Source organism: Mesorhizobium sp. SEMIA396, from assembly GCF_024518615.1.
Taxonomy (GTDB): Bacteria; Pseudomonadota; Alphaproteobacteria; order Rhizobiales; family Rhizobiaceae; genus Mesorhizobium.
On record NZ_JANIFC010000002.1, the window covers coordinates 58,316 to 81,205 of the forward strand.

Below are 22,890 nucleotides of genomic sequence, written 5' to 3' on the forward strand. Positions count from 1 at the left end.
CACTTGATTCGTTCCCTTTTTGTTCTAAGCTTCTCGGCTTGATACAATCTGCCGGACGAGATCGGTTGTGAGTGGGCAATTTTCATACGGAACCGCGAAGAACGGTCAGACCTTTTTCCGATTTGAAGGACAGAGCCCGATCCGGGAGCCGCATCTGTTTTACGGATTTCTCGTTGAAGACCCGGTCAATGCCATGCTGCGGCGCAGGGCTGAGCACTACAATCAGGAACTGAGATTGCGGGGATGGCTGACGCCAACCGATCAAATGCACATATCCCTGATCGGCCTTGGCGACGGCAAACAGAAGCGTGTGGTGGAGATCGCCCGCCATGTCGGCTTGCTGATGCAAGCCACACCATTCGATGTTTGCTTCGACCGCCTGTCGGCTTTCGGCGGCGGGGCGCTGGTGCTTCGCAGCAGCGACCATTCGCCGACTTTGCAAGCCTTCTGGCGCAAGCTCTCTGCCGTAATTGACGACAGCCCGCTAAAGCCATTCATCACGACCTCGCTGGAGCCACATGTCACGCTGCTTCGCGACAGGAGGGGCGTTCCAAAAGTGCGGGAACGGATCGTTGAGCCGATATCCTGGACAGTGCGGAGTTTTTCGCTGATCCGTAGCCACCAGGGTGAATACAAATGTCCGGCGACCTGGCAATTGACCGGTCAGGACGATTCCCTAGCCGGCATGTGAGAAATCGTCGTCATACAGCCGCTATATCAATCGTCCTGACACGGCTTGTCAGCTGTAGTGCCGGCAATGGTGGCAGGCCAGCAAGCTGTTCCCCATTTGCAGTGCGTCTGACAGGAGGAACACAAATGACCATCGCGGAAATTGCCAAAGATTTCACCGAACTGCTCAAGCAGGGCGATAACGAAGCTGCTGCCGAGAAGTACAATGCCGATGATATCGTCAGTCTCGAAGCCATGGCGGGGCCGATGGCCATCTCCCATGGCAAGGAGGCTCTCAAGCAGAAGGGCCAGTGGTGGCAGGAGAACAACGAAGTGCATGGCGGCTCGGTCGAGGGCCCCTATGTCAACGGAGACCAGTTCGCGGTGCGCTTCAAGTTCGACATCACGCCCAAGGCCACCGGCGAGCGCGTCACCATGGATGAAGTTGGCCTCTACACAGTCAAGAACGGCAAGATCACCGAAGAGCGCTTCTATTATTGAGGCGGAAATGCCACCGGGAGACTGCTCTCTTCGCTCCCGGGTTGAAAACAAGCATGACGGCCAAGACAACGTCCTGGCCGTCATGTGGGAAGATCAGATCGTCTTCACGTACTGCCCAAGCTGATCGGCCACCGTGCCCCAGCCGTTGAAGAAACCCATCTCCTCATGGTTGTTGCGGGTCGCCTCGTCGCGATGGATGGCGGTGGCGGTGTAGCGCGTGCCCTTGCCGTCCGGCTGCAAGGAGATAACAGCGGTGATGAAGGGTTCCCCTGACGGCCGGTAACCCGGCAACAATGCATCCGTCCACACCAGCCGCTCGTTCGGCACGATTTCGAGATAGCAGCAATGGCGGTCGTTGACCTCGGTTCCGTCGGGCGACTGCATGCGCGTGCGGAACAGCCCGCCCGGCCTGAGGTCTATCTCGCAGTCGGTGATCATCCAAGGCTTCGGCGTGAACCATTGCTTGACGTGCTCCGGCGTCGTCAAGGCGCGCCACAGCAATTCGCGCGGCGCATCGATGACGCGCTCCAGCACGAGGTCCAGTCTGGGATCCGGCTTGAGGGGATAGATCATTTTTCTGTCTCCTTGAGGGTCATCACATAGGCGTCGAACTGGTCGAGGCGGCGCTCCCACAGCGTGCGCTGTTCGGCCAGCCAGTTTTCGGCAAGCTTCAGCGGCTCGGGCGCCAGTTGATAGGTCCTGACCCGGCCGGTCTTTTGCGAGCGCACCAGCCCGCAACCTTCGAGGATTTTGAGATGTTCGATGAAGGAGGGCAGGGCCATGTCGAACGGTTGGGCAAGCTCGCTGACCGAGGCAGGGCTGCGGTTCAGCCGCTCCACCACGCGTCGCCGCGTCGGATCGGACAGTGCGCGAAAGATGCCGTCGATCGGCGGAGGGCTCGGAGTTGTGGTCTGAAGGCTTGTCATTGGTTGGTCCTGAGGCGCTGTCAAAATACTTAGGGAAATTCCTTAGTGTTGGCAAGGGCAAAACCGAAGGCATGCCGGGGAGCGCTGGCAAAGCGCGCAGAGCGTCCTTAATCTGCGGTCAGATTCGAAATCGGAAGGGCCACTGTTTTGACGATCATCATGTACGGCATCACCACCTGCGACACGGTCAGGAAGGCGCGCCTCTGGCTGGAAGGCCATGACGTGGCCTACAGGTTTCACGATTTCAGGGCAGAGGGACTGGACGCGAAGCGGCTGGATGGCTGGGCGGGCAAGGTCGGCTGGGAAAAGCTGCTCAACAAGGGTAGCACCACGTTTCGCGAACTGCCGGACAACGACAAGCAGAGCCTCGACGAAAAGAAGGCCAAGGCGCTGATGCTGGCCAAGCCGACCGTGATCAAGCGACCGGTGCTGGAGGTTGGGGATCGGATTCTGGTGGGGTTCAAGGCTGATGTTTATGAGGCGGTGGTGAAGTAGGGCAGCGCATACACCTCACTTCGTCATCCTATGGCGAAGCAAGGAGCGGAGCGACGCAGCGCAGACCATAGGATCCATGCCGTGATCTATCCGTGTTGCAACGGTGCAGATTCTGCTCCGCTGCGCCTTTCGACTGAGGTCGCGGCATGGATCCTCGGGTCAAGCCCGAGGATGACGAAGGTCTGGCTAACGATGGCTAATTGTGAGCGCTTGCGCTGAGATACCCCGCCAGCGCCACCGCATTGTTATGCGCTTCATCATGCGCGCCATAGAGCAGCGTCACCTTGCCGTGGCTGATCAAGCCTCGCAATTCACTCACCGCCTCGCCGTTCCCGTCCAGCTCAGCACGATACCGCTCCTGAAACTCCGGCCAGCGCGCCGGCGCATGGCCGAACCACTTTCGCAGGTCGTCGCTCGGTGCGATGTCCTTCAACCACAGCGTCAGCGCAGCGTCTTCCTTGCTGACACCGCGCGGCCAGATGCGGTCGACCAGAACCCGCTGCCCGTCATCGGGCGCGGGTGGCTCGTAGATACGCTTGACCGCCAGGTCGAAGGCCATCGCACCCTCCGTACGGTCAAGCCCATTCACCCTTGCGCATGACGGGCACGCGGGCGCCGTCCTTGTGGACACCATCGATGTCGATCTTGTCCGAACCGATCATCCAGTCGATGTGGATGAAGCTCTTGTTGCCGCCGCGCGCCGCGATCTCGTCCTGGCTGAGCGAGGCGCCGTCGACGAAGCACTTCGAATAGCACTGGCCGAGCGCGATATGGCAGGCGGCGTTCTCGTCGAACAGCGTGTTGAAGAACAACAGCCCGCTTGCCGAGATCGGCGAGGAATGCGGCACCAGCGCTACTTCGCCGAGGCGGCGCGCGCCCTCATCTGTATCGAGCACCTTCTTCAGCACATCCTCGCCCTTCGATGCCTTGGCCTCGACAATCCTGCCTTCTTCGAAACGCACCGAAATGTCGTCGATCAGCGTGCCCTGGTAGGACAGCGGCTTGGTCGAGGAGACATGACCCTCGACCCGCCTTGCATGCGGCGTGGTGAAGACTTCCTCGGTCGGGATGTTGGGGTTGCAGGTGATGCCGTTCTTGGCGGTCGAGGCGCCGCCCATCCATTCATGGCCGTCCGCCAGTCCAACCGTCAGGTCGGTGCCGGGTCCGGCAAAGTGCAGCGCATGGAAATCATGGCCGTTGAGCCATTCGGTGCGGCTGCGCAGCGCCGCGTTGTGCGCCTTCCAATTGCCGATGGGGTCCTCCACATCGACCCGCGACGCGGCGAAGATGGCGTCGGCGAGCTTCACGACCGCGACATCGTCGGCATCGTCAGGAAAAACCTGCCTGGCCCAGGCGAGGTCCGGATAGGCCACGATGTTCCAGTTGATGTCGAAGCCGGTGATCTTTTCCAGCGCCGGCTGGTAGGCCATCGAATTCGCCTTGTTGGCGCGCGCCACTTTCGCCGGATCCTGAGCCGACAACAGCGATGGATCCTCGCCGCGCACGGCAAGCCTGGCCGCATTGTTGGAAAAGGCGTTCGCCATGCCTTCATAGAGCCAGCCGGCGGCGCGGTCGAAGCTCGCATCGGCGCCGAAGCGGTAGCGGGCCAGCGTCATCTCGTCGTCGTTGAAGATCGGCGTCACCAGCCCGGCGCCGGCCTTGTAGGCGTGCTCGACGATCCGCCTGGTCAACGGCAGTGCCGCGATCGACGAAGTCAGCACCAGATCCTGCCCCGGCTGCAATTGCAGTCCGACCTTGATGGCGACTTCCGCCAGCCTGTCGAGCTTCACCGGGTCGATCGATGCGGAAACGCCGCGCGAATGTGTGGTCATGATCCTGCCTGTCGTAGTTTGATGTCCGACTCTACATAGCTCGGTGCCTCCGTCCTTTCCACCGCGATCGCGCCGGCGGGTTCTGGGTTTACGGACCCGAACCGCGCCATGGTTGCCTCGATCTCTTCCCTGATCCAGACCTTGAAATCACGGACCTTGCGGCTTTCCGCCTTGACGGACGAGGTCACCAGCCAATAGCCGAGCCCGCTCTGGGCGCGGATTCCGAAAGGCGCCACCAGCCGCCCGTCGGTCAGCGCATCCGCGGCAAGCAATTGCCAGCCCAGCATCACGCCATGGCCGGCAATCGCCGATTCCAGGCACAGCATCGGGTCGGTGAAACGCGCACCCTTGAGGAAGGTGACAGGCGGAACGCCTGCTGTCTCGAACCAGCTTTCCCAGTTGATCATTGCCCGCTCGTCGGTGATCGCGCAGGTCTGGGCAAGATCCTCGATCGACTTCAGTTTTTGGGCGATCGCCGGCGCGCAGACCGGGAAGACTTCCTGCGCCAAGAGCAGTTCCGTGCGTCCGCCCGGCCATTTGCCGTCGCCGAGCCGGATGGCGATGTCGATGTCCGAGTGATCGAGATTGGCCAGCCGCACCGAAGCGTCGATGCGCAGCAGCACTTTGGGATGCCGGTCGAAGTGGCGAGATAGTCTGGGCAACAGCCACTTCGAGGCAAAGGCCGGCGCCACCGAAACCACCAATGTGCATTGCGTAGCCTCGTCGGCCAGGGCCACGGCCTGGGAAAGCTCACGAAATCCAGCACCGAGGCGGGCCGCGAAGACGGCGCCGAATTCGGTCAGCACCAGACCGCTCGCCGTTCGCTCGAACAGCGCCTGGCCGAGCTGTTTTTCGGTACGGCTGATCTGCTGGCTGACGGCGCTGACGGAAACGTTGAGCTCACCGGCCGCCGCCGCCAGCGATCCGAGACGGGCAACGGTTTCGACGGCGCGGAGGCCGTTGAGATGGACGCGGTTGAGCATGGCCATTGAGTTTTTCTAAACTGATCCGGCTGAAATCTCAATTGATAGGCATATCGAAACGGCAGATTTTGTCGGGAGAGACAGACCTGTGGAGCCGGAAATGTTAGGGATTTTGTCGTCGTCGCTGAAGGTCTTTTTCACTGCGAGCAGGCCGTATGAGCCGCGCCCGGACGGCGAGGCGCAGAGATGGCTGATCGATCCGCTTTCGCATCCGGTGCTGAACACCATGTCGGAGCGCGAACTGGGCGATGTGCCGTTCAGGCTGACGGCACGGCGGACAGTGCACGAAACGGCTCCGCTACGCGCCGGCGGTCGCTGCTGAGCAGGCGCGAAGCGTTCGGCTTGGGGAAAGTCGAGGCGAGCACCGCGTCCCGCGCACGCACTGGCCCAACAGATGGCGATTGTTTCAGCGATCCCTGCACTTATTGTGCAGTGCAATGACATCGGCCACCTCGACAGCGCTGCGTTTCGCCTTCGCCGGCATGATTGCCATGGCGATTGCCATGGGCATCGGCCGTTTCGTCTACACGCCGATCCTGCCCGGCATGATGCAGGAACTGCATCTGTCGCCGGCCGATGCCGGCTGGATCGCCTCGGCCAACTATCTCGGCTATCTCGTCGGCGCGTTGGCGGCGGCGGGCGGCTGGGCGCATGGGCGCGAGCGCCTGCTGATGCTGGCGGGGCTTGGCGCCAGTGCGGTCCTTGCCGCGCTGATGGGGCTGACCGAAGCGATGGCGGCCTTTCTCGCCATCCGCTTTCTGGCCGGTCTGGCCAGCGCCTTCGTCATGGTGTTCATGGCCAGCATCGTGTTCAGCCATATCGCGGCTGCCGGTCGCAACGACCTGCAGGCCTGGCATTTCGGCGGCGTCGGGCTCGGCATAGCGGCATCGGCGGCGATGATGGCGGTGCTGGTCGCCGAGCATTCGGGCTGGGCGGCAGGCTGGCTATGGTCGGCGGCGATTTCGGCCTGCGGTTTCGTCCTCGTGGCTCTGTTGGTCAATGAGGGTCCGCTCGGCAACGGCGAAGTCCCCCGCGAGCCGGCACTGCGGATGGACCGGTCGTTGGTCAAGGTCATCATCGCCTACGGCCTGTTCGGCTTTGGCTATGTGGTGACGGCGACATTCCTGGTCGCCATCGTCCGGCAAGGCGGCGGCAGCCGCGTCTTCGAGGCCATTGTGTGGATGGTCGCCGGTCTTGCGGGCTTTCCCTCGGTCTGGTTCTGGCAGAAGATCGCGGCGCGGACCGGCCTCTATGCCGCCTATGCGCTGGCGTGCTTCATCGAAGTTGCCGGCGTCACCGCCAGCGTCGCCATCGGCGGCGCCACCGGGCCGCTGCTTGCCGGCGTGCTGCTCGGCGGCACCTTCATTGCCATCACCGCCTTTGGCCTGCAGGCCGCCCGGCAGCAGGCGCCAAGCGCGCCGCGCCGGATCTTTGCCCTGATGACGGCTGCGTTCGGCCTTGGCCAGATCATCGGGCCGGTCGCGGCCGGATTTCTGGCGCAAATGTCCGGCGATTTCTTCCTCGCCTCGATCACCGCCGCAATCGTGCTGGTCGTCTCCGGCGCCATCACATGGTCGGCTGCGCCAAAATCGCCATGATTGTGGGCTTGCTGTGCCGGGCATCGGGCACAGGCATTTTCTTTCCTACTAATGTGTGACTTTATGCCCGCTGCCGTCAGCTGATTTGCGCCTAGATCGAGGAATTCGCCACAGTGTTCGTATCCTTTTTCCCGCAGCCGAAGCTCTTCTTCTCTTCGGCCGCCCTCTGGAGCCTTGCGGCAATCCTGTTCTGGTTTTTCGGTGGTGAACAATTGGGGGCGGTTTTCGGATTGCCGCCCGCAGTGGCCGGTGCGCCGCCCATCATCGGCATCGCGATCCTCATGTCGCCGCCGTTTCTATGGTTTTATCTCTATTTCGTGTTCTGCGTGGCCGTCTTCTACGCATTCTGGAGCTGGTATTCGCCGCATCCGTGGCAGCGCTGGTCGATCCTGATGACCGCGGTCATCCTGTTCTTCATCTATTTCAATGTGCAGGTCAGTGTCGCCGTCAACGCCTGGTACGGACCATTCTTCGACTATGTGCAGGGACTGATGTCGGGGACTGGAAAGTCGACCAACAGCGAATTTTATATCGGATTGGCGGATTTTTCGTGGCTCGCGCTGGTCGGCATGAATGTGCAGGTGGTCAATGCCTTCATCGTCAGCCACTGGATTTTCCGCTGGCGCACGGCGATGAACAATTATTTCGTCGAGAATTGGAGCAGGCTACGCCATATCGAGGGTGCCTCGCAGCGTATCCAGGAAGACACGATGCGGTTCTCGCAGATCATGGAAGACCTCGGCTCCAGCTTCGTCCAGTCGATCATGACATTGATCGCATTCCTGCCGGTCATGATCCAGTTGCAGGCCCATATCACTGAGTTGCCGATTATCGGCGCGATCCCGCAGCCATTGGTTGTCGCGGCCCTTGCCTGGTGTCTGTTCGGGACGATCTCGGTCATGGTTGCCGGTCTGAAACTTCCAGGGCTGCAGTTCCGCAACCAGCGTGTCGAAGCCGCCTACCGCAAGGAACTCGTCTACGGCGAGGATCATGCGGACCGCGCCCAGCCGGCCACCACCGCCGAGCTGTTCGAGAATGTTCGTCACAATTATTTCAGGCTGTATTTCCACTACATCTATTTCAACGTCGTCCGTTACACCTACCTGCAGGCCGACAACATTTTCTCGCTGCTGATCCTTGGTCCCTCACTGGTGGCGCACAAGATAACGTTCGGCGCGCTGAACCAGATTTCGAACGCATTCGGCAAGGTGACGGGGTCGCTGCAGTTTCTGCTCTCCTCCTGGTCGACCATCGTCGAGCTGCAATCTGTCCACAAGCGCCTGCGTGCCTTCGAAGCGACGCTGCAAGGCGAGCCATTGCCTGAAATCGACCAGCGCTATCTGGCAAGACAGAGCGCCGAGGACCCAGCCTAAAAACCGAGGCTTTGGAAATCGAACCGGGTTGGCGGCTCAGCCGCCGACCGAGACCTGCCTTTGGCCAGCGTCCTGTCGCGAAACATAATCGCGAAAACTGATGCATTCGACATCGGCTTTGACGCAGACGTCGCCGGCAAAGCGCTCCAGCGCGTTCCAGTAGGCGCCGTCATTCATCAGCGCGAAGTGGAAGCCGAGCTCAAGCGGAATGCGCTTGCCGGCATACTGCTTGTCGAAGGCGGCGCGAAAGGCAGCATAGGTCCGGTTGGCGAACTCGTCCGCCTGGCTTGGCCGCTCGAAGCCGCCGGAATGCCTGACATAGAGATTGTAGTCCATGGCGATCACCGGCCGTGACTTCGGTCCTTCCGGAATCTGCGGCAGCGAAAAGTGCACGATGCCGTTGCTGGCCGTCGGTCGGGCAGGGCCTTGCGAGACGCCGCTGGCATCGAATTGATATCCGGCCGCCGGCAGCGCTTCATAGAGCGCCTTGCCGGTCGACAGATACGGCGCGCGAAAGCCGACCACCGCATGCCGCGCGAAATCGCGCCAGCCCTGTGGTTCGGGTGCAATGCCGTTGATCGCATAGGCGTTCTCGAGAATGTGCTCGAACGAACTGAACTCTTTCAGCCAGTCGGCCTTGCTCCAGTCCTTGCCGTCGAAATGGCCACAGCCATGGCTGGCGATATCGTGGCCTTCATGCGCGGCAAGGCCGATCTGTTCGAGTCGCTCGGTGACTTCCTGCTTCGAGGCGGCAAAGCCGATGTTGGATTTGCCGGCGCCTTTGCCCGGTGCGGTGTATTCCTTGCGTGTCTCCGTTGACAGCAGGAAGACGCAGGAGAGAAAATAGGTGAAGTGCGCGCCGGTGCGCTCAGCCAGTGCCCGGCTGCGTTTCCACTGCGAAATGTCGCGGGCACTGTCGAACGAGATGATGACGACCTGTTTCGGCTTTGCCGGCGCCGGTGGATCGGCCAAAGCCCCACCGGCAGCGGCGAGTGCCGCAAGCGAAAACGCAACAACGCGGAACGGACGAAGCATAGGCAATCTGATCTTCACTCGGGGAATGTCTGCAAGCCGGCTATCGCCTAAATGTGGCGTGGGTGCGATTGGTCTTTTCGGCTGCCTGTCCGGGGCAAACATCCGTTTGCCCCGGACAATAGGCGATTTTCCGGTTGAACCCCTTCCATGCCGGCAAAATTTCGCTAAAACGCGGGCTGACAAAGGGCCCGACCGGGCAGGAATGGTTTGATTGATGTCCGACGACAGTTTTATCCGTGAAGTCAACGACGAGATCCGTCGCGAGCAGGCACAGGCGCTGTGGGACCGTTTTGGCCCGGCCTTGATTGTCGTTGCGGTCCTCGTGGTGCTCGGCACTGCCGCCTTCGTCGGCTATCGCTATTGGGACGAGACGCGCGCCAACCGCTCGGGCGATGCGTTCTCGCAGGCGCTGAAGCTCGCCAATGACGGCAAGAACGATGAGGCGCTGACTGCGCTCGATCAGTTGGAGAAGGATGGCTACGGCGCCTATCCGCTGCTCGCCCGCATGCGCGGCGCGACCGTCAAAGCGAACAAGGGCGATGTCCCCGCCGCCGTCAAGGATTTCGACGAAGTCGCCGCGGATACGGCCATTCCCCAGGGAATTCGCGACATGGCGCGGCTGCGGGCAGCACTGCTGCTCGTCGACCATGGTTCCTTTGCCGACGTCTCCAGCCGTGTCGAGGCGCTGACATCCGACACCAACACGCTACGCCACACGGCGCGCGAGGCACTCGGCCTTTCCGCCTGGAAGGAAGGCAAGACGCAGGATGCGCTGAAACTGTTCGACCAGATCGCCGCCGATGACGGCGCGCCGCGCAACACCCGCGAGCGCGCAACATTGATGTCCGAGCTGATCCGCGGGTCGGGCAGTGCGTCGTGACCTTCAAAGTCGCCATCATCGGCAGACCTAACGTCGGCAAATCGACTCTTTTCAATCGGCTGGTGGGAAGGAAGCTGGCGCTCGTCGACGACACGCCGGGCGTCACCCGCGACCGTCGCGTCCATGCCGCCAAGCTTTACGACCTGCATTTCGACGTCATCGACACCGCCGGCTTCGAGGACGCGGGCGCCTCGACCTTGCCCGGCCGCATGCGTGCGCAGACCGAGATCGCCATCCGGGATGCCGACCTGATCTTCTTCACCATCGACGCCAAGTCCGGCCTGTTGCCCGACGACAGGACCTTCGCCGAGATCGTGCGCAAGTCCGGCAAGCCGGTCGTGCTGGTCGCCAACAAGGCCGAGGCCAAGGGCGCCCAGGGCGGCATGCTGGAGGCCTGGGAACTCGGCCTTGGCGAGCCGATCCCGGTTTCGGCCGAGCATGGCCAGGGCTTGCCTGACCTGCGCGACGCCGTGATCGGCGCGCTCGGCGAAGCGCGCGCCTTCGGCGAAGAAGAAGATGGCGAAGACGAAGACGTCGCTGCCGGCGAGGTGCTGATCGGCGAGGATATCGCCGATCCGGATGCCGAGCACACCTATGACGACACCAAGCCGATGCGCATTGCCGTCGTCGGCCGTCCCAATGCCGGCAAGTCGACGCTGATCAACGCGCTGATCGGCGAAGAGCGGCTGCTCACCGGACCGGAAGCCGGCATTACCCGTGATTCGATCTCGGTCGATTGGGATTGGCATGGTCGCCGCCTGAAATTGTTCGACACAGCCGGCATGCGCCGCAAGGCCAGGATTCATGAAAAGCTGGAAGTGATGTCGGTGCAGGACGGTCTGCGCGCCATCCGGTTTGCCGAGATCGTCATCATCGTGCTCGACGCCACCATCCCCTTCGAGAAGCAGGATCTGCAGATCGCCGACCTGATCATCAGGGAAGGCCGGGCGCCGGTGATCGCCTTCAACAAATGGGATCTGATCGACCATCCCCAGGAACTTCTGGCCGAACTGCGAGAGAAGACGGAACGGCTTCTTCCCCAGGCGCGCGGCCTCCAGGCCGTACCTGTCTCCGGCGAGACCGGGCGCGGCCTCGACAAGCTGATGGATGCCGTCATCAGGACGCACAAGGTGTGGAACAGCCGCGTCTCGACCGGCAAGCTCAACCGTTGGCTGGAAGGCATCCTGGCACACCACCCGCCGCCTGCCGTGGCCGGGCGCCGGCTGAAGGTCAAATACGTCACCCAGGCCAAGACCCGGCCGCCGGGTTTCGTTGTCCAGTGCTCGCGGCCCGATGCGATGCCGCAATCCTATGTCCGCTATCTCTCCAACAGCCTGCGCGAAGCCTTCGACATGCCCGGCGTGCCGATCCGCATCGCGCTGCGCACGTCGGACAATCCATTCGCCGGCAGGTCCAACAAGCGCAAATAAGCGGTCGGGCTCGAATGAGCCTCTTTGCTCGCGGGAATTCTCCGCAAAGTTGGCGGGACAGCACCCCCCTCTGGCCTGCCGGCCATCTCCCCCGCAAGGAGGGAGATCAGCAGTTCGTTCTGACGGCGCCTTTCTTGCAACGTTGAAGATTCGCGAGAGCACTCGCGACATCCAATCTCCCCCCTTGCGGGGGAGATGTCCGCAGGACAGAGGGGACGGAACGCGACACTGGATACCTTTCCGGCTGTCTAAGCGACCTCCTTCAACCGCTCGTCCCGTGGCAGCGCCTGCAACGCCGCCTGCAACAATATGTCGGCTAGCCGCGCTGCCACCGGATCCAGTTCAGCATCCTTCTGGTGCAGCACCAACGCCATTTTGGGCAATGCCGGCAGCCCGGCGATCTCCGGCGTCATTGCGCTGACGCTGGCCGGCAGGCCGATGTCGGTGCGGATCGTCAGCCCCAGCCCCGCCGCCACCGCTGCCCAGATGCCGCCAAGGCTCGGGCTGGAAAAGGCCATCCGCCACGACAGCCCGGCGCGGTCGAGCGTTTCGGTTGCCACCGTGCGCAGAAGGCATGGCGCTTCGAGCGCCACCAGCGGCAGCGGCTCACCGTCGCGCAGGCTGGTCTCGATGCGCTTTGCCGGCCCGATCCAGCGCATCGGCACATCGGCGACATGCTGGCTGTAGGGCAGCGTTTCGCCGCAGTGCCAGGCGAGCGCGATGTCGAGGCTGCCTGACATGACCCTTTCGGCAAGGTCGTGGCTGCGTGCGATCCTGGCTTCGATCTTCACCTTGGGGTGCGCCCGGGCAAATCGGCCGAGCACGTCCGGCAGCACCGCCTCGCCGAAATCTTCCTGCAAGCCGAGCCGTACCCAGCCTTCCAGCTCGACATCGTGGATGGCGGATGCCGCCTCGTCATTCAATTCGATCAGCCGGCGCGCATAGCCGAGCATGGTCTCGCCGGCCTCGGTCAAAGCGAGGCCGCGTCCTGATTTGCGGAAGATCGGCGTCGCCGCCTGTTCTTCCAGTTTCTTCAATTGCGCGCTGACCGCCGACGTCGACCGGCCAAGCCGGTCAGCCGCCTTGGCAAAGCTGCCCAGCTCCATACCGGTGACGAAACTGCGCAGGACGTCGAGGTCGAAAGTTACGCGTCGCATATCTGAAGTCCCGATTTTCAGGATTGTAAGTTCAAAACTTCCTGATTTTCAGGATGAAATTATGGCGGTAGGGACAGATCGTCAAGGCCGGACCACTGGCCAGCACGGGAAATGAAATCATGTCCGCCATCGTCAATTGCACCGATCGGCAGTCGCCGAAGCTCCTGGAAGATACCGGTTCCGCCGGGAGGGTTTTCAAGCCGGGCCATCGCTGGAAGGTTCTGGGCATCGGCGTTGCCGCCAATGCCGCCTTCTCGGCTACGTTCTCCGGCATCCCGGCGACGGCGGTCGTTCTTCGCCAGGGCTATCATTTGGGCAATGCCGAGCTCGGCCTGGCGCTCGGCCTTCTCGGGCTGGGGGTCGCGCTCAGCGAACTGCCCTGGGGTTTGCTCACCGATCGCTGGGGCGACCGCCGCGTGCTCCTGATCGGGCTCTGCGCGACGGCGGCGTGGCTCCTGGTCATGGCGATGCTGGTTGTGCCGACAAAGTCCGGTATTCCCGGCGTCACGCTGCTCTCCGCGAGCCTGCTCATCACCGGACTGCTCGGCGGCAGCGTCAACGGTTCGAGCGGCCGCGCCATCATGGGCTGGTTTCGGGAAAACGAGCGCGGCTTCGCCATGAGCGTCAGGCAGACGGCGGTGCCGCTTGGCGGTGGCCTTGGCGCGCTCGTGCTGCCCTCGCTTGCGCTGGCTTTCGGCTTTGGCGCGGTGTTCGGGGTGCTGGCGGGCGCATCCGCTCTGTCTGCCCTGTTCGCCTGGCGCTGGCTGCACGAGCCGCCGACGGCGGGCGAGGGCCATCTCGCTTCGGCTGTGGCCGGACCGGCGCCGCTGCGCAATCGCGATGTCTGGCGTATCGCGACCGCCATCGGCCTGCTCTGCTTTCCGCAGGTGGCCGTGCTCACCTTCGCTTCCGTGTTCCTGCACGATTTCGTTGGGTTGGGAACGGCGGCAATCGGCGCGAGCCTCGCCGCCGTTCAGATCGGCGCCATGGTCATGCGCATCTGGAGCGGCCGCTTCACCGACCGTCACGGCAACCGCCGCCAATTTCTTCGCTTGTGCAGCGCGTTCAGCGCCCTTGCCTTCGCCATGCTTTGGCTGCTGGTCCTGTTCGGCCCAACCGTTCCGGGCGGCCAGCTCATCTGGTTGGCGGTCCTTCCAGTCGTGCTAATTGTCGCAGGCATCTCGGTCTCTTCCTGGCACGGCGTCGCCTACACCGAGCTTGCCACCCTTGCCGGGGCCAGCCATGTCGGGACCGCGCTCAGCCTTGCCAACACCTTTGTTTTCGTAGGCTTCTTCCTGGTGCCGGTGGCCATTCCGGGGCTCTTGCACCTTTGGTCTTGGTCCGGCGTCTGGCTGGCGGCCGCCATCTGCGCGCTGATCGCCCGGCCGATCTTCCTGCGTCCGGCCTGAGTTCGGCCGCAAAACCGCCCGACTTCGGAACCACGACCTGAAGCCGGCTGAGAACAATCCGATCGAAGCCGTTAACGTCCCATCAAGGTTAATGCATCATTTTGCTCTCCAGTGGGGTCTGTCGCGTTCCTGGAGAGTGTTCCGTGCATCGACGTGTGTTGAAGCGGCTGGTTGCCGCCGCCGGTGAGAGAAGACGTGGCTTTCTGCCCCCGTTCGTCATCGGTCTCGGCATCTGGATCGGCTTTCCGACCATCGTCGCCTATCAGGACATGACGAGCCTTGTCTCCGGCCTCGAAGCGAACACCCGCTGGAATTCCTATGTCGAGAAATCCGTCGCCGGCTCGACCCATGCGGCCGAGATGCCCTTTGTCGATTCTGATGTCACCGGCTCCATCTCCGGATCGGGTGTCCACCTGGCCGGTGTCGGCAACGTGTCGTTTCGCGGCAAGGGCGGCAAGGTCAGCGGCACGCCCGATGAGGACCGCGTCGTGCGCGCCGAGAAGAAAGGGCGCATCGTCCAGATGTCTCCCGTCGCACCGCCGAAGAACTTCAACGCCGGCTCGATCTTCGAGCGCACCTCCTCCTTGCTGCGGCCCAGCATGGACAGCGGCCTGAAAATGGCTTTCGCCAAGCCGCAGATCAAAGGCAAGGAAATCCAGATCGCCGCGGCATTCCATGCGCGCGAGGACAGGAAGCCGGATCCCGGCGTGCCGGCCATGCTGGCAGCGCTGGTCAACAACGACCATCCGGACGTGCTGGCCACCGCCTACGCGCAGTCCGAGCCTGACTATGCCAAGGCATCGCCCTTCGAAGCCCTGCTTCAGGACGAGCAGCCCAATGAGGGCCGCTTCATTCCGCCGATGGCCAAGGGCGATCATTCGTGGATCCAGAACCCGCTGCCCGCCAGTGTCTTCTCCCAGAAGGAGCAGGCATGCCTTGCCAACGGCATCTATTTCGAGGCGAGGAGCGAATCCGTGCGCGGCCAGGCCGCCGTCGCCCAGGTCATCCTCAACCGCGTCCGCAACCCGACCTATCCGAATTCGATCTGCGGCGTCGTCTACCAGAACGACAGCTGGTTCAACCGCTGCCAGTTCTCCTTCGCCTGCGACGGCAGGAAGAAGCGCATCGATAGCCCAGCCGCCTACAAGACCGCCAAGGAGATCGCCATGGCCGTCACTGCCGGCAAGATCTTCATCCCGGAGGTCGGATCGTCGACCCACTACTATGCGCAATATGTCCATCCCGGCTGGGCGCGCACGATGCAGAAGATGACCAAGATCGGCCTGCATATCTTCTATCGGACCTATGGCGGCGGCTGGAGCTGAGTGCGGAGTAGCCGCTGATCTTTGATGTGGCGCGCAGCCGATCAAAGGGCCATTGCGCGGGGGATTCGCGCCATGCATCTTCGTCATCATGGCGGGCACGATGTCGCACCTTTCTAATTCATTGATTTTATTGCCTAAAATACATGGCAATGAACTTCCGCCCGTGGCTTGACGGGCGCAAACCCTCTAACTATGTTGCCGGCGACTTTAGAAGCGGACGGACGGTGACGGTCTGACCGGGCAGGGGGGGTGCGATGGCCGACAAGAATGGGCCAGACGGAACCGGAAAAACCGGCCGCGGCAATCAGCATGAGCCCGACATCCGCGACGACGATCTTGAGCGCCGCCGCCGTGACCTTGAAGCTTCGCTTGCGACAAGGCGGCCGGGCCGGCTCGAGGGGAAAGACGACGCGAAAGCGGGCAGTGTGGCCGGTTACGGTCAGGCGCTCAAACTCTCCAGCGAATTTATCGCCGGGGTGGTGGTGGGTGCCGGCATCGGCTGGATCATCGACCGTCTGGCGGGGACATCGCCATGGGGTCTGATCGTGTTTCTGCTGCTTGGTTTTGGCGCCGGAGTGCTCAATGTGATGCGTTCCGCCGGCGTTGTGGCAGAATTTGGACAGGGCGATAAATCGCGCCGTGGCCAAGACGACAAGAAATGACCGCGCACCATGTGCGGTAATGGTAACGAGGCCGTACGCGGCATTGACGGGGTTTGAACGTGGCAGCTGACAAGGTCGATCCGATCCACCAGTTCCATATCAACAAGCTGATTCCGATCGACATCGGGGGCTATGACCTGTCTTTCACCAATTCGGCACTGTTCATGGTCGCAACCGTTATCGTCGCGGCTGGATTCCTGTTTCTCACGACGTCAAGCCGCAGCCTGGTTCCCGGGCGGCTTCAGTCGGTCTCCGAGATGGCCTACGAGTTCGTCGGCAACATGTTGCGCGATGCCGCCGGCACGCAAGGCATGAAGTTCTTCCCTCTCGTGTTCTCGCTGTTCATGTTCGTGCTCGTCGCCAATCTGCTTGGCCTGTTCCCGTATTTCTTCACCGTCACCAGCCACATCATCGTCACCTTCGGCCTTGCCGTGCTGGTGATCGCAACCGTGGTCGTCTACGGCTTCATGAAGCATGGTCTCGGCTTCCTGAAACTGTTCGTGCCGCATGGCGTGCCGGTCTTCCTGCTGCCACTGGTGGTGCTGATCGAAGTGATCTCCTTCGTGTCGCGCCCGGTCAGCCTCTCGGTTCGTCTGTTCGCCAACATGCTCGCCGGCCACATCACGCTGAAAGTGTTTTCCGGCTTCGTGGTCAGCCTGAGCGCGCTCGGCGCGGTCGGCGTCGCCGGCTCGATCCTGCCTCTGGCGATGGCGGTGGCGCTGACGGCACTGGAACTGCTGGTCGCCTTCCTGCAGGCCTACGTCTTTGCCGTGTTGACCTGCATGTATCTCAACGACGCCCTGCACCCCGGGCACTAGGTCCAAAAGTTTCCGGCCCAAGAATTTCCAACATTGGCGCCGGATGGAATCGCAACGGAATTTTAGATCCAAAGGAGTTGAACAAATGGACGCAGAAGCAGCAAAGTACATCGGCGCCGGCATCGCTTGCCTGGGCATGGGTGGTGCGGGCATTGGCCTCGGCAACATCTTCGGCAGCTACCTCGCGGGCGCACTGCGCAACCCGTCGGCTGCCGATGGCCAGTTCGGCCGCCTGATCTTCGGTTTCGCCGTGACCGAAGCTCTGGGCATCTTCTCGCTTCTCATCGCGCTTCTGGCCCTGTTCGGCTGAGCACTCGGGAAGATTGGACAGGCCGGCCGCGCGAGCGGCGGGCCTGAATTTCGGGGATAGTCCATGTTCGTGACATCTGCCTTTGCGCAAGAGTCCGCGCCATCAGCCGATACCAGCCACGCTGCTACGGAAGGCGACACGCATTCCAGCACCGGTGTGCCTGCTGAAGCGCATGGCACGTTTCCGCCATTCGATCCGGCGACGTTCCCGTCGCAGCTTCTGTGGCTGGCGATCACCTTCGGGCTGTTCTATCTCTTCCTGAAGCGGGTTGTGATGCCGCGCGTCGGCGGCATCATCGATGTCCGCAACGATCGCATCACGCAGGATCTCGATCAGGCGGCCAAGTTGAAGGGCGAGGCCGACGCTGCCGTTGCTGCCTACGAGCAGGAACTGGCGGAAGCCAAGACCAAGGCCAACGCGATCGGCCAGCAGGCCAACGACGCGGCTAAGGCCGAGGCCGACACCGCTCGCAAGAAGGTCGAGGCCGCGCTCGACGCCAAGCTTGGCGAAGCCGAGGCCCGCATCTCTTCCATCAAGGCCAATGCCATGAAGGAAGTCGGCAGCATCGCCGAGGACACCGCTTCGGCGATTGTCGAAGCCCTGGTTGGCGGCAAGGCCAGCAAGGCAGAGATCGCGGCCGCGGTCAAATCCGTGGCCCGGTGAGGAGCGCATCATGGACGCCACATCTCTCGCGACGCTCTGGGCCACGGTTGCCCTGGTCATCTTCCTGGGCATTGCCGTCTACATCAAGGTGCCTCGCCTGATCGCCAAGGCGCTCGACGCCCGCGCCGAAAGGATCAGCAACGAACTCGACGAAGCGCGCCGGCTGCGCGAGGAAGCCCAGCAACTGCTTGGCCAGTATCAGCGCAAGCGCAAGGAAGCCGAGCAGGAGGCCGCCGACATCGTCGCCGCCGCCAAGCGCGAAGCCGACTTGCTTGCCGCCGAAGCGCACAAGAAGACCGAGGACTATGTTGTCAGGCGCACCGCGCTTGCCGAGCAGAAGATCGGCCAGGCCGAGCGTGACGCCATCAGCGAAGTCCGCGCCAGCGCCGTCGACATCGCCGTAGAGGCAGCGCGCGCGCTGCTTGCCGGCAAGATCGACGCCAAGGCCGGTGCCGATCTGTTCAAGGCATCGCTTGCGGACGTGAAGTCGAAGCTGAACTAGAGGGTCCCGCTAGCCAATCATCGAAAGCCGCCCGGGCAACCTGGCGGCTTTTTGTTGTGGGCGGGGATAATCTCCCCCTCGAGGGGGGAGATCAGCTATCCATTCCGACGAAGCTCTCTTCCTCGACCACTTCAGCGCCACCCAGCCTGAACGGCGAAAACGATACGCGATGCAGCCGCGCCACCGGGCCATGCGCCTCGATTGCCGTGCGATGGCGAAGCGTGGCGTAGCCCATATGGACTTCGAAGCCGTAACGGTCGTGATGGTTGCCGCAGCCGCACATCATGCGATCACGCATCACCTTGGCGACGATCGAGGCGGCGGCGATCGACTGCGAACGCTGGTCGCCCTTGATCAGCGCGCGCCCTTCACAAGGCAGGCCAGGCGGCACGTCGCGTCCATCGGCAAGGGCGAGCTTCGGTCTGACCGACAGCCCTACCAGGGCGCGGCGCATGGCTTCCAGGCTTGCCTTGAGGATGTTGCTGCCGTCGATACCCTCGGCACTGATGGAGGCCATTGAGACCGCCTGCGCAGAGCCGAGAATTCGCAGGAACAAGGCTTCACGCTGCAGATGGCTGAGGCGCTTGGAATCGTCGAGGCCGTCGGGAATGTTGGCGGGATCGAGCACCACGGCCGCGGCGACTACCGGCCCGGCCAGGGGGCCACGGCCGGCCTCGTCCATCCCGGCAACCGGCCACAGGCCCTCCGCCATCGCCTTCGTCTCGAAGGAGAAGTCGGGCTTCTCGATGATCTCAAAGAGAGGCGGAGAATCAGAACGCGCGCGAGCCATGTTGCGGCGAGGTTCGCATCGGCTCTGATTCTCCGCAAGTCCCTCCGGGTCGGGTGGGGCGCCGGACCGGGAGGGCACCGTCTGCAGGCCGGGGCAGGCCGGACGGGATTCTGGTGCCGCGACGGATCAAACCACCGCGACGAATTGTCTCTTAAAGCAGCGTCAACTGCACCTGGTCTTTCCCGGCGGCAACGAACTGGTCGGTCCGCAGCGTGCGCCGTTCGGCATTGAGGCCGAGCCGCTTGGCTGTGATCTCGAAGCGCCGGCCGATCTGCCAGGCATAGGGACCGGCGCCCTTCATGCGTTTGCCCCATTCCGAATCGTAGTCCTTGCCGTCACGCATCGACCGGACCAGCGACATCACATGGCGGTAGCGGTCGGGATAATGACGCAGCAGCCAATCCTTGAAGATCGGGCTGACCTCCAGCGGCAGCCGCAGGATCACGTAGCCCGCTTCGCGCGCGCCCGCCGCACATGCGGAATCGAGGATGCGTTCCATCTCCGGATCGGTCAGGCCCGGAATGATCGGCGCCACCATGACCGACGCCGGAATGCCGGCATCCGAAAGCTGCCGGATCGCTTCCAGCCGCTTGGTCGGCGTCGACGCGCGCGGCTCCATGGTGCGCGCCAGCATGCGGTCGAGCGTCGTCACCGACAGCGCTACCTTGGCGAGCCCGCGTTCGGCCATGCGCGACAGGATATCGATATCGCGCGTCACCAGAGCGGACTTTGTCACGATGCCGACCGGATGGCCGCGCGCTTCCAGCACTTCGAGGATTTCGCGCATGATCCGGTATTGCTTCTCGATCGGCTGGTAGGGGTCGGTGTTGGTGCCGATGGCGATGGTGCGCGGCTGATAGCTGTCCTTCGAAAGCTCCTTGTCGAGCAAGCGCGCCGCATCAGGCTTGGCGAACAGCTTGGATTCGAAATCCAGACCCGGCGACAGGCCCATGAACGCGTGCGTCGGGCGGGCAAAGCAATAGACGCAGCCATGCTCGCAGCCGCGATAGGGGTTGATGGAACGGTCGAAGGAAATGTCGGGCGATTCGTTGCGGGTGATGATGGTGCGCGGCTTCTCTACCTGCACTTCGGTCTTGAAAGGCGGCAGTTCTTCCAGCGAATTCCAGCCATCGTCGAACACGTGCCGGCTGACTGGCTCGAACCGGCCGGACGGATTGATGCCAGCCGACCTGCCGCGGTTGCGGTCCGGGCGGACACGCATGCCGCTCTGCTCGACCATCGCGTTGGCCATCTCGGCTCTTCCTGCTCCGAAAGCTGCAATGTCGGCGCGCACGATCTGTTCCATTTTCGCCCGCTCCCAGGGACTGTCCGTGTTGTGTCGAATCGCTCTGTTCATGAAATTATTCCTATTTTACTGGTGGGAACAAAGCAAGAACTTTCTATGGTGCGATGCAAAAACTGGCGCTGTCCGGCGCTTTCCGCTATTCGGCTAAGGATGCTCAGTGTTCTCATCGAAACCCGCAATGACGAGGAGGGCCTCGCCCGCACGCTCGCCTCGCTGATTGGCGGAGCGGTCGAGGGCGTGGTGCGTGAAGTCATCGTCTGCGACACAGGCTCCACCGACCAGACGCATCGTGTGGCCGAGCATGCCGGCTGTCAGTACGTGACGGGCGGTGTCGCTGCCGGCATCCGCCAGGCCAAGGGGGATTGGTTGCTGCTCCTGGAGCCGGGCGCGCGGCTGGTGGAGGGCTGGATCGATGAAGTTGTCGCCCACACGGCCAGGCAGACCATGGCGGCACGGTTTTCGCGCACGCGAGCCAGTCGCACGCCATTCCTGGCCCGGGTCTTTTCGGGAAACCGCGCCTTGGCCGACGGCTTGCTGATCAGCAAGCGTCAGGCAGCTGCCGCGGCAAAGAGCGCCGGCAGTGCCGGGACCATCGCCCGCGGCCTCGCGACGAAGCGGCTCGACGCGGAGATCTGGATGGCGCCGGCCAAGCAGGAGCGCCGCTCGTCGACGTGATTTTTGCAGTTGCTCAGGTCATTGTGCATTGCACAAAATCTGACGCGGGGTTAGCTTCCGTTCAAGCGGGAATTGGGTTTGGACATGCCGAGAGGCGAGCACCGATGCGGCATCGGTGGTGCTCTCATAGCCGAGGACCCAATGAAGCTTTCAACCCCCGACACATCCGGCGCGGCCAGTCTCGAGGCCATTGCGCGCAACGGCAGCCTGCTGCGGCGCATCGCCGTACGTATTCCAACCTATCTGACGGACCTGCGGGAGAACCCTGCCTGGCTGCCGATGTTCGTGTTGGCGCGCACAATGCCCGGACGCCGCATGCATTGGCTGGGCGCAAAACGCGCCCGCCCGGTCGCCAATGCCGGGGATACGATGTTTGCCGGTGTCGAACGGGGAGCGGTCGTCGATGCGTTGCGCTCCGACGGGCTGTTCTCAGGCCTGGTCCTGCCGCCTGATATCCATGAAGAGATCGCCGACTTCGCCGGGCGCACGCCTTGCTTCGGCAATTTCGACCGCCGTCTCGAATTCATGCCGGGGGAACATGCCGAGGCCGAGAAACGCCTTGGCCGCTCGCTGCTCAGCGGGCATTTTTTCGAGCGCATCCTCGACTGCCCGGCGGCGCTTGCCATCCAGCGCGATCCGCTGCTTCTGGATATTGCCGCGCACTATCTCGGCGGCCAGGCAAAACTGATCACGACGCGCGTCTGGTGGAGTTTTCCAACCGGTGCGGCTTCGGACGCCGACAAGAACCTCGCCTCGCTCGGCAAGTATCATTTCGACCTCGATGATTGGCGCATGCTGAAATTCTTCTTCTACCTCAAGCCGGTCGACGCCGACACCGGTCCGCATGTCTATGTCAGGGGCAGCCACAAGCGCCGCAGCCTCAAGCACCAGCTTACCCTTCTGGTCGGTCATCCCGCGCAGCAGGTTCTGGATGTCTATGGCGAGCAGAGCCCGGTGACGCTGACCGGCGAGGCTGGTCTCGGCTTCGTCGAGGACCCCTTTGGCTTTCATATGGGCACCGTGCCGGCACGCACGCCGCGACTGATGATGGAAGTCGGCTTCGGCGTATCGCCGCCGTCGCGCCGACGGTTTCATGGCGAGCCGGTTATCCGCTGAGAGCTGCCTATCCGAAGCTCATCTCGACAGGTGTCCAGTGTGTGCGGCGTCTGGCTTGGCGCTGCGCCCTGTTTTCCGTATCGAAGTCAACGCGGACCGGCTCCTGGTTGAACCGTTCGCGGTCGTCCAGGGCGTTGATGATGACGATCGCCCTTGCATCGTCATCTCTGGCGATTGCGGCGACGTAGACACCGCACCGCCGGCAGATCAGATAGTCGGCCGTCCTCAGCCCGAACTGATATCTCCGCAATTGCGTCTCGTCCTTGACCGAGATGACCAGTCTGCCATTCGGATCGGCAACGGCGCGCGAACCATGTCTGACACAGAACGAGCATTGGCAAGCGCGAACTTCGGTTTGCGGTGGCTCGAGCTCGGTTGAAAATTCAAGGCGTATATTGCCGCAATGGCACCCACCGGTGTGCACGGTCATCGTAG

27 protein-coding genes are annotated in these 22,890 nt (G+C 62.7%); 17 read left to right on the top strand and 10 right to left on the bottom strand.

Translation table 11 applies throughout. From position 1 onward, the window contains the following. Positions 1-67 precede the first annotated feature (67 nt). Together NP503_RS05185 and NP503_RS05190 are read left to right on the top strand one after the other, a co-directional pair. Positions 68-691, top strand: a complete 624-nt coding sequence (locus tag NP503_RS05185; protein ID WP_127270218.1) for a 2'-5' RNA ligase family protein — start codon at positions 68-70, stop codon at positions 689-691. Between the two features lie 125 nt (positions 692-816). After that, complete coding sequence (locus NP503_RS05190; protein ID WP_127270215.1) at positions 817-1,170, top strand: nuclear transport factor 2 family protein; 354 nt, start codon at positions 817-819, stop codon at positions 1,168-1,170. 93 nt (positions 1,171-1,263) lie between these two features. On the opposite strand, the gene NP503_RS05195 is transcribed toward NP503_RS05190, so the two are convergent. Both NP503_RS05195 and NP503_RS05200 read right to left on the bottom strand, forming a co-directional pair. After that, positions 1,264-1,743 carry an SRPBCC family protein gene (locus NP503_RS05195; protein WP_127270213.1) on the bottom strand — a complete coding sequence of 160 codons (480 nt, stop codon included), beginning with the start codon at positions 1,741-1,743 and terminating at the stop codon, positions 1,264-1,266. Beyond that, positions 1,740-2,096, bottom strand: a complete 357-nt coding sequence (locus NP503_RS05200) for a helix-turn-helix transcriptional regulator (protein ID WP_127270295.1) — start codon at positions 2,094-2,096, stop codon at positions 1,740-1,742. Before NP503_RS05200 ends, NP503_RS05195 begins: the two co-directional genes overlap by 4 nt. A gap of 147 nt (positions 2,097-2,243) precedes the next feature. Between NP503_RS05200 and NP503_RS05205 the strand changes: the two genes are divergently transcribed. After that, positions 2,244-2,591: an ArsC family reductase gene (locus NP503_RS05205; protein WP_127270294.1), complete on the top strand. Its 348-nt coding sequence runs from the start codon at positions 2,244-2,246 to the stop codon at positions 2,589-2,591. Between the two features lie 196 nt (positions 2,592-2,787). Here NP503_RS05205 and NP503_RS05210 read toward each other — a convergent pair whose 3' ends face one another. From NP503_RS05210 to NP503_RS05220, 3 genes are read right to left on the bottom strand one after another with little or no spacing between them, the layout of a single operon-like run. Then, positions 2,788-3,150 (bottom strand): DUF488 domain-containing protein, encoded by a 363-nt coding sequence (locus NP503_RS05210; protein ID WP_127270292.1) that lies wholly within the window; start codon positions 3,148-3,150, stop codon positions 2,788-2,790. Between the two features lie 16 nt (positions 3,151-3,166). After that, positions 3,167-4,423, bottom strand: a complete 1,257-nt coding sequence (locus NP503_RS05215; RefSeq protein WP_127272629.1) for an aminopeptidase — start codon at positions 4,421-4,423, stop codon at positions 3,167-3,169. Beyond that, a complete protein-coding gene (locus tag NP503_RS05220; RefSeq protein ID WP_127271620.1) occupies positions 4,420-5,412 on the bottom strand; it encodes a LysR substrate-binding domain-containing protein in 993 nt (330 codons plus the stop codon). The genes NP503_RS05215 and NP503_RS05220 overlap by 4 nt, the downstream gene beginning before the upstream one ends. A 94-nt stretch (positions 5,413-5,506) precedes the next feature. On the opposite strand from NP503_RS05220, the gene NP503_RS05225 reads away from it, so the two are divergent. The 3 genes from NP503_RS05225 (at position 5,507) to sbmA (ending at position 8,377) form a co-directional block, all read left to right on the top strand. Beyond that, a complete protein-coding gene (locus tag NP503_RS05225; protein WP_127271618.1) occupies positions 5,507-5,728 on the top strand; it encodes a hypothetical protein in 222 nt (73 codons plus the stop codon). A 115-nt stretch (positions 5,729-5,843) separates the two neighbouring features. Next, positions 5,844-7,004 (top strand): YbfB/YjiJ family MFS transporter, encoded by a 1,161-nt coding sequence (locus NP503_RS05230; protein ID WP_127272628.1) that lies wholly within the window; start codon positions 5,844-5,846, stop codon positions 7,002-7,004. A gap of 113 nt (positions 7,005-7,117) precedes the next feature. Then, positions 7,118-8,377, top strand: a complete 1,260-nt coding sequence (gene sbmA / locus NP503_RS05235; protein WP_127271341.1) for a peptide antibiotic transporter SbmA — start codon at positions 7,118-7,120, stop codon at positions 8,375-8,377. Positions 8,378-8,413: 36 nt separating this feature from the next. Here sbmA and NP503_RS05240 read toward each other — a convergent pair whose 3' ends face one another. Then, entirely contained in the window at positions 8,414-9,412 is a 999-nt protein-coding gene (locus NP503_RS05240; protein WP_127273545.1) for a polysaccharide deacetylase, read from the bottom strand. A gap of 214 nt (positions 9,413-9,626) precedes the next feature. Between NP503_RS05240 and NP503_RS05245 the strand changes: the two genes are divergently transcribed. Together NP503_RS05245 and der are read left to right on the top strand one after the other, a co-directional pair. After that, positions 9,627-10,292: a tetratricopeptide repeat protein gene (locus tag NP503_RS05245; RefSeq protein ID WP_127272332.1), complete on the top strand. Its 666-nt coding sequence runs from the start codon at positions 9,627-9,629 to the stop codon at positions 10,290-10,292. Next, complete coding sequence (der, locus tag NP503_RS05250; RefSeq protein ID WP_127272331.1) at positions 10,289-11,722, top strand: ribosome biogenesis GTPase Der; 1,434 nt, start codon at positions 10,289-10,291, stop codon at positions 11,720-11,722. Before NP503_RS05245 ends, der begins: the two co-directional genes overlap by 4 nt. Before the next feature lie 248 nt (positions 11,723-11,970). On the opposite strand, the gene NP503_RS05255 is transcribed toward der, so the two are convergent. Then, complete coding sequence (locus NP503_RS05255; protein ID WP_027036003.1) at positions 11,971-12,879, bottom strand: LysR substrate-binding domain-containing protein; 909 nt, start codon at positions 12,877-12,879, stop codon at positions 11,971-11,973. A 119-nt stretch (positions 12,880-12,998) separates the two neighbouring features. On the opposite strand from NP503_RS05255, the gene NP503_RS05260 reads away from it, so the two are divergent. The 7 genes from NP503_RS05260 to NP503_RS05290 all read left to right on the top strand — a co-directional run bounded on the left by NP503_RS05260 (position 12,999) and on the right by NP503_RS05290 (position 18,568). Beyond that, positions 12,999-14,288 (top strand): MFS transporter, encoded by a 1,290-nt coding sequence (locus NP503_RS05260; protein ID WP_127270763.1) that lies wholly within the window; start codon positions 12,999-13,001, stop codon positions 14,286-14,288. A gap of 143 nt (positions 14,289-14,431) precedes the next feature. Beyond that, complete coding sequence (locus NP503_RS05265; protein WP_127270764.1) at positions 14,432-15,613, top strand: cell wall hydrolase; 1,182 nt, start codon at positions 14,432-14,434, stop codon at positions 15,611-15,613. Between the two features lie 254 nt (positions 15,614-15,867). After that, positions 15,868-16,275 carry an AtpZ/AtpI family protein gene (locus tag NP503_RS05270; protein WP_127272330.1) on the top strand — a complete coding sequence of 136 codons (408 nt, stop codon included), beginning with the start codon at positions 15,868-15,870 and terminating at the stop codon, positions 16,273-16,275. 59 nt (positions 16,276-16,334) lie between these two features. Next, the gene (locus tag NP503_RS05275) at positions 16,335-17,093 is read left to right on the top strand and encodes a F0F1 ATP synthase subunit A (protein ID WP_013532843.1); all 759 of its coding nucleotides are present in this window, start codon (positions 16,335-16,337) and stop codon (positions 17,091-17,093) included. An 85-nt stretch (positions 17,094-17,178) separates the two neighbouring features. After that, on the top strand, positions 17,179-17,403 hold the full coding sequence (locus tag NP503_RS05280) for a F0F1 ATP synthase subunit C (RefSeq protein ID WP_006206606.1): 225 nt from the start codon (positions 17,179-17,181) through the stop codon (positions 17,401-17,403). A gap of 63 nt (positions 17,404-17,466) precedes the next feature. After that, complete coding sequence (locus NP503_RS05285) at positions 17,467-18,066, top strand: F0F1 ATP synthase subunit B (RefSeq protein WP_127272329.1); 600 nt, start codon at positions 17,467-17,469, stop codon at positions 18,064-18,066. A gap of 10 nt (positions 18,067-18,076) precedes the next feature. Continuing rightward, positions 18,077-18,568 (top strand): F0F1 ATP synthase subunit B, encoded by a 492-nt coding sequence (locus NP503_RS05290; RefSeq protein ID WP_127270951.1) that lies wholly within the window; start codon positions 18,077-18,079, stop codon positions 18,566-18,568. Positions 18,569-18,659: 91 nt separating this feature from the next. On the opposite strand, the gene NP503_RS05295 is transcribed toward NP503_RS05290, so the two are convergent. Beyond that, the gene (locus tag NP503_RS05295) at positions 18,660-19,358 is read right to left on the bottom strand and encodes a ribonuclease HII (RefSeq protein ID WP_127270953.1); all 699 of its coding nucleotides are present in this window, start codon (positions 19,356-19,358) and stop codon (positions 18,660-18,662) included. A 151-nt stretch (positions 19,359-19,509) separates the two neighbouring features. After that, a complete protein-coding gene (locus NP503_RS05300; RefSeq protein WP_127270954.1) occupies positions 19,510-20,664 on the bottom strand; it encodes a PA0069 family radical SAM protein in 1,155 nt (384 codons plus the stop codon). A 150-nt stretch (positions 20,665-20,814) separates the two neighbouring features. Between NP503_RS05300 and NP503_RS05305 the strand changes: the two genes are divergently transcribed. Continuing rightward, positions 20,815-21,339 (top strand): glycosyltransferase, encoded by a 525-nt coding sequence (locus NP503_RS05305; protein ID WP_127272328.1) that lies wholly within the window; start codon positions 20,815-20,817, stop codon positions 21,337-21,339. Positions 21,340-21,480: 141 nt separating this feature from the next. Continuing rightward, positions 21,481-22,455 (top strand): hypothetical protein, encoded by a 975-nt coding sequence (locus NP503_RS05310; RefSeq protein ID WP_023808671.1) that lies wholly within the window; start codon positions 21,481-21,483, stop codon positions 22,453-22,455. Between the two features lie 7 nt (positions 22,456-22,462). Here NP503_RS05310 and NP503_RS05315 read toward each other — a convergent pair whose 3' ends face one another. Further along, positions 22,463-22,885: a GFA family protein gene (locus tag NP503_RS05315; RefSeq protein ID WP_127269627.1), complete on the bottom strand. Its 423-nt coding sequence runs from the start codon at positions 22,883-22,885 to the stop codon at positions 22,463-22,465. Between the last annotated feature and the right edge of the window lie 5 nt (positions 22,886-22,890).